This is a genomic window from Blastococcus saxobsidens DD2, assembly GCF_000284015.1.
In the GTDB taxonomy this organism is placed as follows: Bacteria; Actinomycetota; Actinomycetes; order Mycobacteriales; family Geodermatophilaceae; genus Blastococcus; species Blastococcus saxobsidens_A.
This window is the reverse complement of record NC_016943.1, coordinates 2,479,544-2,493,681: the sequence shown is the minus strand read 5'-3', so window position 1 is coordinate 2,493,681 and position 14,138 is coordinate 2,479,544. Positions and strand designations below refer to the sequence as shown.

General features: G+C 72.6%; 14 protein-coding genes. 3 read left to right on the top strand and 11 right to left on the bottom strand.

The annotated features are described in order from the left end of the window. Window positions 1-54: 54 nt before the first annotated feature. The 4 genes from BLASA_RS11770 to BLASA_RS11755 all read right to left on the bottom strand — a co-directional run bounded on the left by BLASA_RS11770 (window position 55) and on the right by BLASA_RS11755 (window position 3,902). A complete protein-coding gene (locus BLASA_RS11770; RefSeq protein ID WP_014376365.1) occupies window positions 55-1,131 on the bottom strand; it encodes a 4-oxalomesaconate tautomerase in 1,077 nt (358 codons plus the stop codon). A gap of 37 nt (window positions 1,132-1,168) precedes the next feature. Beyond that, window positions 1,169-1,870 carry a 4-carboxy-4-hydroxy-2-oxoadipate aldolase/oxaloacetate decarboxylase gene (locus BLASA_RS11765; RefSeq protein WP_014376364.1) on the bottom strand — a complete coding sequence of 234 codons (702 nt, stop codon included), beginning with the start codon at window positions 1,868-1,870 and terminating at the stop codon, window positions 1,169-1,171. After that, a complete protein-coding gene (locus tag BLASA_RS11760; protein WP_014376363.1) occupies window positions 1,867-2,520 on the bottom strand; it encodes a GntR family transcriptional regulator in 654 nt (217 codons plus the stop codon). Before BLASA_RS11760 ends, BLASA_RS11765 begins: the two co-directional genes overlap by 4 nt. A 107-nt stretch (window positions 2,521-2,627) precedes the next feature. Continuing rightward, window positions 2,628-3,902: a CynX/NimT family MFS transporter gene (locus tag BLASA_RS11755; protein ID WP_014376362.1), complete on the bottom strand. Its 1,275-nt coding sequence runs from the start codon at window positions 3,900-3,902 to the stop codon at window positions 2,628-2,630. Between the two features lie 450 nt (window positions 3,903-4,352). On the opposite strand from BLASA_RS11755, the gene ligM reads away from it, so the two are divergent. Both ligM and BLASA_RS11745 read left to right on the top strand, forming a co-directional pair. Next, window positions 4,353-5,753, top strand: coding sequence for a vanillate/3-O-methylgallate O-demethylase (ligM, locus tag BLASA_RS11750; protein ID WP_014376361.1), 1,401 nt, complete (start codon window positions 4,353-4,355; stop codon window positions 5,751-5,753). Window positions 5,754-6,004: 251 nt separating this feature from the next. Continuing rightward, window positions 6,005-7,366 carry an aminomethyltransferase family protein gene (locus BLASA_RS11745; protein ID WP_014376360.1) on the top strand — a complete coding sequence of 454 codons (1,362 nt, stop codon included), beginning with the start codon at window positions 6,005-6,007 and terminating at the stop codon, window positions 7,364-7,366. A 101-nt stretch (window positions 7,367-7,467) separates the two neighbouring features. On the opposite strand, the gene BLASA_RS11740 is transcribed toward BLASA_RS11745, so the two are convergent. From BLASA_RS11740 to BLASA_RS11710, 7 genes are all read right to left on the bottom strand, one after another. Next, window positions 7,468-8,325, bottom strand: a complete 858-nt coding sequence (locus tag BLASA_RS11740) for a class III extradiol dioxygenase subunit beta (protein ID WP_014376359.1) — start codon at window positions 8,323-8,325, stop codon at window positions 7,468-7,470. Continuing rightward, window positions 8,318-8,686, bottom strand: a complete 369-nt coding sequence (gene ligA, locus BLASA_RS11735) for a protocatechuate 4,5-dioxygenase subunit alpha (RefSeq protein WP_014376358.1) — start codon at window positions 8,684-8,686, stop codon at window positions 8,318-8,320. Before ligA ends, BLASA_RS11740 begins: the two co-directional genes overlap by 8 nt. A 55-nt stretch (window positions 8,687-8,741) precedes the next feature. Next, window positions 8,742-9,020, bottom strand: a complete 279-nt coding sequence (locus BLASA_RS11730; protein WP_014376357.1) for a muconolactone Delta-isomerase family protein — start codon at window positions 9,018-9,020, stop codon at window positions 8,742-8,744. Window position 9,021: 1 nt separating this feature from the next. After that, window positions 9,022-9,759 (bottom strand): alpha/beta hydrolase, encoded by a 738-nt coding sequence (locus BLASA_RS11725; RefSeq protein WP_014376356.1) that lies wholly within the window; start codon window positions 9,757-9,759, stop codon window positions 9,022-9,024. Window positions 9,760-9,980: 221 nt separating this feature from the next. Next, window positions 9,981-10,280, bottom strand: coding sequence for a 2Fe-2S iron-sulfur cluster-binding protein (locus BLASA_RS11720; RefSeq protein WP_014376355.1), 300 nt, complete (start codon window positions 10,278-10,280; stop codon window positions 9,981-9,983). Between the two features lie 158 nt (window positions 10,281-10,438). Further along, window positions 10,439-11,101 carry a response regulator gene (locus BLASA_RS11715; protein WP_014376354.1) on the bottom strand — a complete coding sequence of 221 codons (663 nt, stop codon included), beginning with the start codon at window positions 11,099-11,101 and terminating at the stop codon, window positions 10,439-10,441. Then, window positions 11,098-12,684 (bottom strand): ATP-binding protein, encoded by a 1,587-nt coding sequence (locus BLASA_RS11710; protein ID WP_014376353.1) that lies wholly within the window; start codon window positions 12,682-12,684, stop codon window positions 11,098-11,100. Before BLASA_RS11710 ends, BLASA_RS11715 begins: the two co-directional genes overlap by 4 nt. A gap of 489 nt (window positions 12,685-13,173) precedes the next feature. Between BLASA_RS11710 and BLASA_RS11705 the strand changes: the two genes are divergently transcribed. Beyond that, a complete protein-coding gene (locus tag BLASA_RS11705) occupies window positions 13,174-14,037 on the top strand; it encodes a methylenetetrahydrofolate reductase (RefSeq protein WP_014376352.1) in 864 nt (287 codons plus the stop codon). Window positions 14,038-14,138 lie beyond the last annotated feature (101 nt).

Below are 14,138 nucleotides of genomic sequence, written 5' to 3'. Positions count from 1 at the left end.
CCCCGTCCGGAGGCTCGCCCCCAGCCTGCGAGAGGCGCGGAGGGCGGGGTCCTGCTAGCGGGGGAAGGCGGTCCCCTCGAAGAGCTTGCGGGCGGTGCGGACGACCCCCGAGCGGAGGACGCGGGGCGGTGCCACGGAGCTGTCGACGACGACGTCGACCAGCAGGTGGCCGGTCGGGTGCTCGACGTCGACCTGCGAGGTGTCCCGCGGCCAGTCGGTGGTCAGCTCGTGCCCGACCGCGTCCGGCAGCAGCATCCCGGTCACGACGCTGACGGCGCCGAGCACGCCGATCGAGCTGTGCGGCTGCACCGGGATGAACGACCGGGTGCACACCTGGCCGCCGTCGCGCGCGGGCGCGAGCAGCGCCGTCTTCGGCACCGACGCCGACGAGACGTCCCCCATGCCCATCAGCTCGGCGGCCTTGCGGCGGAACGCGTCGACCCGCTGCAGCAGCGCGGTGTCGGCGGCGAGCTCCTCGTGCGACTCGTAGCCGGTCAGCCCGAACGACCCGGCGAGCGCGAGGACGACCGGCATGCCGTTGTCGACGCACGTCGCCTCGACGCCCTCGATCGTGTCGCGCACGTGCCCGGTCGGCAGCAGGCTCCCGGTGGCGGAGCCCTCGGTGTCGGTGAAGGCGAGCACGACCGGGGCGGCGGTTCCCGGCACGCCGGCGATCTCCACGTCGCCGCGGTACTCCACGCGGCCCTCGGGCGTCGGGAAGGTGGCGACGGCGACGCTGTCGGAGTTGACCATGCGGATCCGCACGCTGGTCTCCGGGTCGCCGGCCGGCACGAGACCGCGCTCCACCGCGAACGGCCCGACGCCGGCCAGGATGTTGCCGCAGTTCTGTCGCTCGCTGACGGTCGCCTCGTCCACGCCGAGCTGCAGGAACAGGTAGTCGACGTCGACGTCGGGGGCCTCGGACGGCGAGACGACCGCCACCTTGCTGGTCAGCGTCGTCGCTCCGCCGAGCCCGTCGATCTGCCGCGGGTCGGGCGTCCCCATGAGCCGCAGCAGCAGGTCGTCGCGCTCGGCCGTGCCGGCCGGCAGGTCGCGCGCCTCGAGGTAGAGGCCGCGCGAGGTGCCGCCGCGCAGCATCGTGCACCGGACGCCGGTCCCGTCGTAGCTCACGTACACACCTCCAGTGGGGAACCGGTGCCTGCGGCGCTCACAGCTCCTCCGCGAACTTCTCGTAGGTGACGTACTCGATGCCGAAGTCGGGCAGCTTCCCCCGCAGGCCGTAGCGGTCCAGCCCCAGCTCCCCCTCCTGGAACGCCGCCCGGGCGCCGGCCTCCTTGTCCAGCCGCGCCTGCGACGCGGCCAGCGCCCGCGGCACGTCGGCGCGCGGCACGACCATGACGCCGTCGTCGTCGGCGACCACGACGTCGCCGGGGTGGACCGGCTGGCCGCCGAGCACGATCGGCACGTTCACCGCACCCGCCGTGGCCTTCACCGAGCCCTGCGCGCTGACCGCGCGGGACCAGGCCGGGAAACCCATCTCGCGCAGCTCGGCGACATCACGCACACCGCTGCCCAGGACGACGCCGCAGACCCCGCGCTGCGCCAGGGCGGTGGCGAACAGCTCGCCGAACAGCCCGTCGGTGGACGGCGAGTTCGTCGCGACGACGAGCACGTCACCCGGCCGGCACTGCTCCACGGCCACGTGGATCATCAGGTTGTCGCCCGGCCAGCACAGCACGGTGACGGCGGTCCCGCCGATGCGCGCCCCCGGCCAGGCCGGGCGGAACTCCGGGCCCAGGTAGCCGACCCGGCCCAGTGCCTCGTGCACGGTGGCGACGCCGAAACCGCCGAGCTGCTCGGCGTCCCCTGCATCGGCGCGCGGCGGATCGGTGACGACGACGTTCCTCATGCAGGATCTCCGGTCTGCGGGACGGGCTCGGTGAGCGCGTCGATGACGCTGCGGACGTGGGCGACGGCCGCCGCCTCGGCGCGGGCGGGGTCGCGGTCGGCGACGGCGTCGACCAGGGCGGTCAGCTCCGCCAGGCTCACCCGCGGTCGCCCGGGCCGCAGGGAGAGCCGGAACCGGTGGCGCACGAGCTGGGCCTGCAACCGGCCGACCAGCTCCGCGGCGATGGGGTGGCGGGCGGCGTCGTGGACCATGCCGTGCAGCTGCTGGATGAGCTCCGAGTACTTGAGCAGGTCACCGGAGTCCACCGCCTCGGCCATCGTCCGCACGTGCGCGCCCAGCCGGGCGATCTCCGCATCGGTGATCCGTTCGGCGGCCTTGCGGGCGAGCAGGCCCTCGAGCGGCATGCGGACCTCGGTGATCGCGACCGCTTCCTCGGTGGAGACCACCCGGACGCGCGCCCCCCGGTGCGGGATCCGCTCGACCAGGCCTTCGGTGATCAGTGCGTCGATCGCCGCGCGGACGCTGCTGCGGTTCACGCCGATGAGTGCGGCCAGGTCGGCCTCGACGAGCCGGTGCCCCGGGGCCAGATCCCCGCGCGAGATCGCCGCACGGAGCGCCTGCTCCGCGGAGGTTCGTGCTGCTGCGCCCACCGGGTCCCCTCTGCTCGCCGGTCCGACCGGGGATGACGCTAGGAGCCTGTCACCAGGATTGTCAACAATCGACCGGGCGGCTGTTCGTGGTCCCGGACCGCCCCTGATCACGGTGACAGGGGCCGCTCGAGCTGCCGGTACAGCAACCCGCCGGCGACGACTCCGGCCGCCAGGAAGAGCAGTGCGACCGGCCGCCCCGTCCACGTGGAGACGGTGGAGCCGACGGCCACGACCAGCGGCGGCCCGAGCAGCTGGCCCAGGCTCGACCCCTGCATGAGCAGGCCGACCGCCGCACCCGCCGAAGCCGTGCCGGCCGACATCCCCACCACCCCGCTGAACAGCGCGGACGGCACGACGCCGACGAGCAGGGAGTAGGCCACGACCGAGCCGATGCGCACCGGCAGCGGCAGCTCCGGGGCGTGCACCGCCCACACCGTGACCGCGACCCACCCCCCGCCGGCCACGATCAGCCACCAGCGGCCGACCCCCCGGTGCAGGAGGAACGCCCCCAGCAGATTGGCCGGGACGTTGGCGAGGAAGACCATGCCCGTCACGAGCCCGGCGGCCTCCAGGGACAGCCCGCCGTCCACCAGCATGGTGGGGAGCAGGCCCACCACGGCCAGGTACTGACCGGCGTAACACCCGAAGACGACGGCCAGGCACAGCACACCCGGAGACCGGACCGCCTGGAGGAGCCCGCCCGTCCCCTGCGGCCTCCGGGCCGGAGTGCTGGGAACCCAACGGCCCACCGCCAGGAGCACCAGGGCCGTCACGCCGGCGTCGATCAGCCAGGCGCTGCGCCAGCTCAGCAGCGTGATCGCCGCGGGCACCAGCAGCGTGGCCAGACCGGCGCCGAGGGGCATGTAGACGCCCCACACCCCCACGACGAGCCGGCGGTGCCCGCGGCCGGCAACCTCGGAGAGCAGCGGCGGGGCGGCCAGGACGACCAGCACGAACCCGAGCCCCTCACCGACGCGTGCGGCCATCAGCCACGCGGCGGAACCGGCGGCAGCGCCGCCGAGGTTCGCCACCACGATCGCGAGCAGCCCCAGCAGGACCTGCCGCCGGAAGCCCACCGCCTGGCCGAGCCAGCCGAGGAGCGCCCCGGCCACGGCGCCGATCGCGCTCACCACGGAGAGGAACCAGGCGGCGCCGGAGGAGCTGAGCCCGAACTCCAGCTGCAGGACCGGCAGCGCGGCCGAGCCCTTGCCGATCTGGGCGGCCCCGATGACCCCGGCCGCCATGAGGCTGAGCACGGCGGCCCACGAGGTGTCCCCGTGCCCGTTCCCGGGCCCGGGCCCCGGCCGGCCGGCCCGGCGGCGCGCGCGGCCGCCGGCGTCCCGCTGCCGCTGCCGCTCCCACGCCGTCGTCCCAGGCCGCACTGCGCCACCTCCCCGTGCCGGGTCATCGACCCCCCTGCCGGAACTCGGCGACCAGGCCGACGGCGGCATCCCCGGACCGCGGCCGGCGCCTCCTCACCCGACCGCCGGAGCGGCGTCGTCGGGTGTGCGACCGGCGGCCGCCGCCGACACGGTAGTGGTCCGACCACGGCGGCGAAGCCGGCGCCGCGACGAGGTACGTCACATGACTCGGCAGGTGAGTCATCCGGCGCGGCACCCTCCTGCCAGACCGGTCGCTGAAGTGCCACCATCCCGCTGTGTCGGGGGCCACATCATGGCCTTACGGTTTCGGAGGGACGTGGCGGGCGCGGTGGCTGGTCCGAGGCACCGTCGCAGTCCGGGCCCGGTCACGGGTCCGGGCAACGCACCGAGACAGTGAGCCGTCTCGATCGGGGGCGGTGTACCGGAGAGATCACACGAGGACGGACGCACATGACCGCGAAGAACCTGCAGGAACTGCTCGACCAGACCGGTGACACCGTCGGCCTGCTGCGCAACTCCCAGCTGGGCACCTACATCTACCCGGTGGTCCCCTCGGAGTTCACCAACTGGCGCCGGGAGCAGAAGGCATGGCAGGAGACCGCCGTGCTCTTCGACCAGACCCACCACATGTTCAACCTGTTCATGCGCGGCCCGGACGCCCTCAAGCTGATCTCGGACACCGGCATCAACAGCGTGGCCAACTTCCCGGTGAACATGGCCAAGCAGTTCGTCCCGGTCACGCCGGCCGGCAACGTGATCGGTGACGGCATCCTCTTCCACCTCGACGAGGACGAGTACGTCTACGTCGGCCGCGCCCCCGGCGCCAGCTGGCTGCAGTTCAAGGGGGAGAACGGCGGCTACGACGTCGAGATCCGCAACGACCCCCGCTCGCCCTCACGGCCGTACGGCAAGGCCGTCACCCGCGATCTGTGGCGCTTCCAGATCCAGGGCCCCAACGCGTGGCCGATCATCGAGAAGCTCCACGGTGGCGACGTCGAGCAGCTGAAGTTCTTCCGGATGGGCAGCATGAAGATCGCCGGCGAGACCGTGCGCACGCTGCGCCACGGCATGGCCGGGGCCCCCGGCCTGGAGATCTGGGGTCCCTACGAGAGCTACGACCGGATCCGCGAGACCATCCTCGAGGTCGGCCAGGAGTTCGGTATCGAGCCGGTGGGTTCGCGCGCCTACTCGACGAACACCCTCGAGTCCGGCTGGATCCCCTCGCCGCTGCCGGCCATCTACACCGGCGAGGAGATGCGTCCCTACCGCGAGTGGCTCGGCGCCGACAGCTACGAGGCCACCAACGCCATCGCCGGCAGCTTCGTCTCCGACGACATCGAGGACTACTACACCAACCCGTGGGAGCTCGGCTACGGCTCCTTCGTGAAGTTCGACCACGACTTCATCGGCCGTGACGCCCTCGAGTCCCTGGACAAGGACGCCCAGCGCCGCAAGGTCACCCTGGAGTGGAACTCCGACGACCTGGCCACGCTGCTCTCCTCGCAGGTCCAGGGCGCGAAGTACCAGTTCTTCGACCTGCCCAACGCCAACTACGGGTCGTCGAACTTCGACAAGGTCATCGACGCCGACGGCACTCTGCTGGGCGTCTCCATGTTCACCGGCATCTCGGCGAACGAGCAGAAGGGCCTCTCGCTGGCCACCGTCAGCCCCGACGTCCCGCACGGCGCCGAGGTCCGCGTGGTGTGGGGCGAGCCCGACGGCGGCAGCGAGAAGACCACGGTCGAGCCGCACGAGCAGTTCGAGGTCCGCGCCATCGTCAGCCCGGTCCCCTACGCCACGATGGCGCGGGAGACCTACCAGGGTGGCTGGCGCACCGTCGGCAAGGCCTGATCTCTGCGACCGTGGCCGGGCGACGAGGACTCGTCGCCCGGCCACGGTCACGTCCGTCCAGGTCGGTCCGCTCCGTCACCTGCCGCGTCCGCCGCGTCTGGTGGGTCGCCAGGGGTGGCCATCCGCGTGGTCGACCCCACGGCCGGGATCCCGGACGTGACGAGGTCCTGCCGGAGGACGGCTGGTCCCGGTCTGCGGCGCGATCCAGACAGCGATCCTCCTGCCCACCCCGCGACGAAAGGTCACTCCCCATGTCCTCCGAGAGTCTGGCCGCGGCCCTCACCCGTGCCGGTAGCCCGGTCGAGCTGCTGAGGAATCTCGCTTCCCCACCGAGCACCTTCCCGGTGAAGCCCGAGTTCACCAACTGGCGCTCAGAACAACGGGCGTGGGTGGAGACCTGCGCCCTGCTCGACCAGTCGCACCACATGACCGATCTCTTCATCGAGGGCCCGGATGCACTACGGCTACTCAGCGACATCGGTGTCAACACCTTCGCGAACTTCGGCGTGGGCAAGGCCAAGCAGTTCGTCGCCGTGAACCCCGAGGGCTACCTCATGGGTGACGCCATCCTCTTCCACCTCGACGAGGAACTGTTCGACCTCGTCGGGCACCCGATGGTCCTCGACTGGGTCACCTTCACCCTCGAACGCGGCGACTACAGGGCAACGGTGGAGCGCGACGACAACTCCGCCGTCCGCCCGTCCGGGCCGCCGAAGTTGTATCGCTACGAGCTCCAAGGCCCCACCGCTGCCGCGCTCATCGAAGAGATGACCAACGCACCCCTGCCGAACGTCAAGTTCTTCAACATGGCGGAGTTCACCATCGCAGGCAGGCGCGTCCGCGGCCTGCGCCACGGCATGGCCGGCCAACCGGGCTTCGAGCTGTTCGGCCCCTGGGAGGACGGCGACGCGGTCCTGCAGGCACTGCTCTCGGCGGGTGCGAACCACGGGCTGGTGCGCGTCGGCGCGAAGGCGTACTCGACGGCCAACCTCGAGTCCGGGTGGGTGCCGGCCCCCATGGCCGCGCTGTTCTCGGACGATCCCCTCATGCAGGAGTACCGGGAGTGGCTCCCGGTGGAGAAGGTCGGCTCCATCGGTGGCAGCCACGACCCGGCCGAGATCCGGGACTACTTCCTGACGCCGTTCGACATCGGGTACGGGAAGACCGTGAAGTTCGACCACGACTTCATCGGCCGCGCGGCGCTCGAGCGGTTGGCCGAGTCGCCGCCGCGCACCAAGGTGACCCTCGTCTGGAACGCCGACGACGTCACCGCCGCCGTCCGCTCCCTGTACCAGCCGGGCCCCGGCGCCAAGTACATCGAGATGCCGAAGGCCCGCTATGCCACCCACCACGAGGACAAGGTTCTCGTGGACGGCCGGCAGGTCGGCATCTCGCTGGACTGCGGCTACCTGGCCAACGAGCGCGCCATGGTCTCGCTCGCCACGGTCGAGAACGAGTACGCCGAGCCCGGCACCGAGGTGACGGTGGTGTGGGGCGAGCAGCCGGTGTCAGCGAAGCCGGCGGTCGAGGAGCACCGGCAGGTGGAGATCCGGGCGACCGTCGCTCCCGTTCCGTTCGTCGACTTCGCCCGGAGCGACTACCGGGCACGGTGACGTCGCCTCCGGGCCTGCGTCGGAGGCGGCCGGCACCTCCGGCGCCGCGAGGAGGACCTCCTCCCCCACCCCTGGCGGCAGTGCCCGTGCGGGCCGGAAAGTCAGGCCGGCTGGGACACCCGGTTGTCGAAGAGCGCGACCCCGGCCGCGGTGTTCGACGCCGGTACGAAGTAGTGCGAGTGGACCTTCGCCACCTCGGCGTTCATCGCGCCGCGCATGATCAGCCACATGATCAGCTCGATGCCCTCCGAGCCGGCCTGCCGGATCAGCTCCTCGCGGCTGAGCGCCGCCAGCCGCGCGGGATCGGTCTGGATGGTCTCCATCCAGAAGGTGTCGAACTCGGGGTTGATGTAGCCGGCGCGGGCACCGGCCAGCTGGTGCGACATCCCCCCGGTGCCGAGGATGCCGACCGTGATGTCCTTCGGGTAGGCGGCGATGGCCCGGCCCAGGGCCTGGCCGAGGGCGTAGCACCGCGCGGCCGTCGGCTGCGGGTACTGGATGACGTTGACCAGGATCGGCACGACGGGGCACGGCCAGGCGTCGCCGGGGTCCGGCGTCCACACCGACAGCGGCACGGTGAGGCCGTGGTCGACCTCGAGCTCCTGGAACACCGTCAGGTCGAAGTTCTCGTCCACCAGCTGCTCGAGCAGGTGCAGCGAGAGCTCCGGGTCACCGATCACGTCCGGCACCGGCCGCTGGCCGAAGCCCTCGTCGGCGACCTGGTAGCGGTCAGCCGTACCGATCCCGAAGGTCGGGATGATGTCCAGGTCGATGCCGTTGGCGTGGTCGTTGTAGACCACGATCGCCACGTCCGGCTCGTGCTCGGCCAGCCACGCCCGGGCCGGGGCGTAGCCGTCGAAGAGGTCCTTCCAGGCCGGGTCCTCGGTCGTGCCACGATCCATCGCCGCGCCGATCGAGGGCACGTGCGACGTCGCCAGGCCCCAGATCACGTCAGCCATCGCGCCGTCCTCCTGCTCGCATCGCGGCCTGGAACTCCTGCTCGGTCATGCCGGTGAAGACGCCGCCGAGGTACTGCATCGACCGGCCGTCCATCATCGCCAGCTTGTAGACGTAGAAGATGCTGCCGCCGAGGTCGATCATCGCCTGCCAGTCGCGGTCGAGGACCGCCTGCTGCTGCTCGGCCGTGAGGCCGAACTCCTGGCAGTACGCGGCTTCGTCGGCGAGGAACCGCTCGCGGTTGTCCGCGGTGCGCAGGCTCATGAACATCTTGTTCATGCGCAGGCCCCGCCGGCTGGCCTCCCCGTCGAACACCGGGGTGCCCGGCAGGTCGAAGCGGCCGGTGGGGGTGTCCGCACTCATCGGTGCCCTTCCTCTTCCCCGGTTCCGGCGACCGGGGTGCTGGCTCCCGGCGTGGTCACGTGCGCTCCTGGGGGTGGGTGGCCAGGGCCTCCACGTGCACGTCGAGCCACGGGGCCATGGGCAGCGACATGAGCGCGTCGTGCAGCGCCGCCGGGTCCTCGGCCTCGTACAGCCCGATCGTCGCGTTGCGGCCGGGCACCCGCCAGAGGCGCTTCAGCACCCCGGCCGCGCGCAGCTCCATCGCGCGGGCGCGCTCACCGGCCCGCAGCTCCTCGCGCCGCTCCGCCGGGGTGTCGGCGGGCAGCCGGTTCTCCGACCGCACCAGGAACTCCACGTCAGATCCCTGTCTCTCCTGATCGGACCGGCCCTCGGCCGGCGAGCTCGAGCAGCACGCCGGCGAGCTCCTCCGGCGCCGTCACCATCGCCTCGTGCCCGGTCCGCAGCTCGCGCACCGGCCAGCCCCTCGCCCGTGCCCGGTCGGCCTGGGCAGCGAACACCCGCATCCAGTCGGTGCACTCGACGAAGGCCGCCGGGACGTCGTCGACGGCGCCGGTCAGCCGCAGCGGGTCGGTGTAGGCCTTCCACGGGTGCGCGGTGAGCTTCGGGCTCAGCCAGTCGACGTCGGCCTGCTCGGTCACCCCGAGGACGGACAGCTTGCGCACCGCCACGAGCCAGCCGAATCCCTGCTCGGCGGCGGACTCCGCCCAGTGGTGCTCGACGGTCCCCGGCAGCAGATCGCGCGCCGCCTCGCCGTCGGATCCCACGAACGCGTCGAGGTAGATCCGCTGGCCGACCGCCTGCGGGCGGCGGTCGGCGACCGCGGTGACGATCTGCCCGGCGTAGCTGTGCCCCACCAGGACGACGTCGGTGAGCCCCAGCACGTCGATCAGCCGGACGATGTCCTCGACGTGGGTCTCCAGCCCGACCAACGGGGAGAGCAGGTGCGCCCGTTCCGACAGCCCGGTGAGCGTGGGTGCGTGCACGTCGTGGCCGGCCTCCCGCAGCCGCGGGGCCACCCGGTCCCAGCACCATCCGCCGTGCCAGGCCCCGTGCACGAGGACGAACGTGGCCATGCTCTCGCCTCCTCGGACGACGTCGGGAAGGGCAGGGCGCGCGGGCTCCTCCCCACGGGGTCACGCTAGGCGCGCCACTGGCGGGCCGGATCGGCCCGATGTCACGACGCAGCCACCGCCGCGACAGGACCGGCCTACGTCATCCGTCGTGGGCTCCACAGCGACGATGGACCCGGGGCCACGGGAGATCCTGTCGACGCGTCAGGCGGCCGCCACTCCGGTCAGAGGTCCAGCACCAGCCGCGGTGTCCGCGCCCGGGAGACGCAGATCATCATCGTCTCGCCGAACGCGCGCTCGTCCGCGGTGAGGATCCCGTCCCGGTGGTCCGGCTCGCCCTGCAGGACCCTGGTCTCGCACGCCCCGCAGCTCCCGTCGGGGCACGCGGCCGGGACCTCGAGCCCCGCTCGTCGCACGGCCTCCAGGATCGACGTGCCCGGCGGGACGACGACGCCCACGGCGGCGACGGCGCACTCGACACGGAGCGGACCGACGTCCCCGGCAGGTTCGGCAGCGGTGGTCACGCGCCCTCCTCGGTGGTGCGGCCGGGGCGGGACGGGTCCCGGGGGGTCCGACGTCCGCCACGCTAGGCCGACCGGCGCACCCGCGGATCGCCCCGTTGACCGAGCGCGGCGGACGCCGCTGTCGCACTGCCGACGAGACATGTGACGGAAGCCGGGAGTCACCGGGGCTGGACGAGGCCCTCCTTGACGGCCATCAGGGCCGCCTGGGTCCGTGAGCTGAGCCCCATCTTCGTGAGCAGGTGGCTGACGTGCGTGCGGGCCGTCCGCTCGCTGATGACCAGGTGCTTGGCGATGTCCTTGTTCGACCTGCCCTCCGCGATGAGGATCAGCACCTCCTTCTCGCGGGCGGTGAGCACCCCCAGGCCGGTGCGCGGCGCCCGCATCTCCTGGGTGAGCCGCCGGGTGACCGCCGCGTCGAGGAACACCTCGTCGCGGACCGCCGCCCGCAGCGCGGCATCGACCTCGGCGGGCCGGGCGTCCTTGAGCAGATAGCCGGAGGCCCCGCTCTCCAGCGCCGCGTGCACCCGCTCGCTCTCGCCGAAGCTGGTGAGGATCACCACCTTGAGGCCGGGAAACCGGCGGAGCACCTCACCGGTCGCCGTCACCCCGTCCATCCCGGGCATCTGCAGGTCCATCAGGACGACGTCGGGGAGCTCGCCGTGCGCCGCGGCCCGGGAGAGCAGGTCCAGCGCCTCCTGCCCGTCGCCGGCCTCGTCGGCCACCTCGACGTCCTCGAGCGCCTCGAGGTAGGCGATCACCCCGCGGCGTACCACCGCGTGGTCGTCCACCACGAGGACCCGGATCGGATCGGCCACGTTCACGGGATCTCCTCCTCGTCGTCCGCCGGCCCCACGGGCAGGGACGTCGGCAGCGGCAGGCTGAGCAGCACGCTCGTCCCACCGCCGGCCGGCTGCCGCACCCGGACGGCGCCGCCCCAGCGGGCCGCCCGTTCGCGCATCACCGTCATGCCGAACCCGCTCGACGCCGACCCGCCGGAGGGGGCGTGCTCGGAGCTCAGCCCACAGCCGTCGTCGGCCACCTCGGCGACGAGGCGCCGGCGGCGTCCGTGGGAGGTCACCGCCACTCGGGCGTGGATCGCCGACGCCCGGGCGTGCTTCACGCTGTTGTGCAGCGCCTCGGCGACGACGCGGTAGACGTCCTCGAGCAGGTCGGGGTCGAGCGTGGCCATCTCGGCGTCGGGATCGTCGATGTCGAGCGACACCGCCAGGTCGGTCCGGGCCCCGGTCGTGTCCACCAGCGACCGCAGCGCCGAGGCCAGGCCGGCCGCCGTGCTCGCCGCCGGCCGCAGCTCCACCACCATGCCGCGCAGATCGGCCAGGACGTCCTCGGCACTGGTGCTCAGGTCGTCGGCCACCTGGGCCACCTTGTCCGGGGTGGGGGGCAGCCCCCGAGCGACCAGCACGCCGAGCGACCGCGCCTGCATCATCATCGAGAAGACCTGCTGCACCACCGAGTCGTGCAGGTCACGGGCGAGTTTCTGCCGCTCCTCCCGCCGGGCGACGTCCCGTTCCCGTTCCATCAGCGCGGCATGGTCCACCGCCATCGCGGCCTGCTCCGCCATGGCGAGGAGGAACTCCAGCTCGGTGTCGCCGACGATCTGGCCGGGCGCGAAGAAGGCGTTCAGGATGCCGACCGGCTCCCCGCGGGCGAGGAGGGGCACGCTGACGAACCAGTCCCACCGGGGATGCCGCATGACCTCGTGCAGGGGCCGCCACGCCGGGTCCCGCATGACGGCCTCGTACCGGTTCGGCGCGACCAGCGGCTCCCGGCTCTCCAGGGCGTCCAGCATCATCAGGCGGGCGCCCAGGGCACGGCATTCCATGAGCTTGTCGAAGAACGGCACCTCGCGGCCGAAGCCGGCGACGCCCATGACGTGCAACCGGTCCCCGGACGAGTTGACGGTCAGGACCTGCACCCCGGCGAGGGCGTCGGTGCGCGCGACCTCCTGAGCCAGCGCCTCCAGGGTGCCGACCAGCGAACGCTTCGACGCCACGTTCGAGGCCGCCTTGGCGATCGCGGCCAGCCGCCGCTCGCGCAACCGGCTGAGGGTGACGTCCCGGAAGGAGACGATCCACCGCGGCTGCCCGGGCACCGCGGCGACCACGTAGGCGAACTCCCGTCGCTGACCGGGCGCGGGTTCCCAGGCCACGGTGAGCTCGCCGGTCCTGGTGGCGGGCGCGTCGTCGGGCACCGGGAACGGTGACCGGTTGCCGGCGACGCGGTCCGGATCCAGGCCGCACAGGAGCACAGCCGCGGGGTTGGCCTCGACGAAGCGCGCCTCGGCGTCGATGACCACCAGCCCGTCCGGCGCGTGCTCCAGGACCTGGGCTGCCGTGGTCCGCGGAACGGCCGACGTGCCGGCGGCCCGTCCTGCTCGCTCCACCGGCCCCTCCTTCCTGTGCCGCCCCGCCGGCGACGGCCCTCACCCGGGCCGTCCCGGGGAGATGCTGACACGCCCCGGGCCGCCGACGTGCAGCGGACGGCCCGGACGAACCCCTCCGGGCGGGGACACGACCTCCCGTCACGACCCGGTCAGGACGTCCGTGCGTCGAGGTGGGCTCTCGACCGCGGAGAAGATGCAGGCCGGCGCTGAACGGGCTCCTGCTCCACGGCCGCCGGCTCCCGGACGGCCGGACCCCGCCAGCGTCCGTGACCACGTGCTCGGCCCCGGGCCCGGCCGGGGCCACCCGCGACGATTGACGTACGGGCGGCCACCGAACCGGCGGACGAGGTGCCGCCATATCACCGTCCCGGTCCGGGGGTGGCGCAGGTCACGATCGACGTGCGCATGGCAGCAGCCGCCCGTCCGGGCACGCCGCCGACGACGCCCGCTGCGGGGACCCGCCGCGGACCTGTGCAGAGGGGACACCAGGTGAAGCGAGCGCTGAAGGTCCGGGACACGGCCACCCGCGCCTCGCTGAGGCGGACGTTCGAGGACCTCGGCTACGAGGTGATCCCGTTCAAGAAGACCGAGGAACAGGTCCTCCAGCACGTGCCCACGGACGTGCGGCTGACCGTCACCGCGTCCCCGGCCAAGGGTCAGGACGCGACCCTCGACCTCACCGTCGCGCTGGCCGGCCACGGCTACGACGTGGCGCCGCACCTGTCGGCCCAGCAGGTCCGCGACCGCGCGCACCTGGCCGACATCGTGGCCCGCTGCCGGGAGGCCGGCATCTCGGACGTGTTCGTCGTCGGCGGCGACCCCACGGACACGCCCACGGAGTTCACCGACGCGCACGCCCTCCTCGTCGCTCTGCACGAACTCGACCACGGCTTCACCGAGATCGGCATCGGCGGCCACCCGGAGGGCCACCCGGCCGTCCCCGAGGACGTGCTGTTCCAGGCGCTGAAGGACAAGGCGGCCCTGGCCACCCACATCAAGACCCAGATCGTGTTCGACCCGGCGGTCATCCTGACGTGGGCCCGCGAGCTCACCCGCCGCGGGATCGACCTCCCCGTCCACGTCGGCGTACCGGGTGCGGTGCACCGCCAGAAGCTGCTGCGGGTCTCCGGTGGGCTCGGGATCGGTGAGTCGGCCAAGTTCCTGAAGAAGCAGCAGACCCTGCTCTGGCGGTTCTTCGTCCCCGGCGGCTACAGCCCGGACAAGATCCTCGAGGGGCTGGCCCCGCACATCGGGAAGCCGGACAACCGCATCGAGGGCTTCCACGTGTTCACGTTCAACGACCTCGGCCCCACCGAGGAGTGGCGGCGGGGGATGCTGCGGAACCTGGCCTGAGATCCTGCCCGTCAGCGCGTCCCCCCGTCCGGCGGAGAAGCCGGCCCTCCCACCACCGGAGAGACATGACGACCACCCGGCCACTCGCCCCTCGTCCTCGG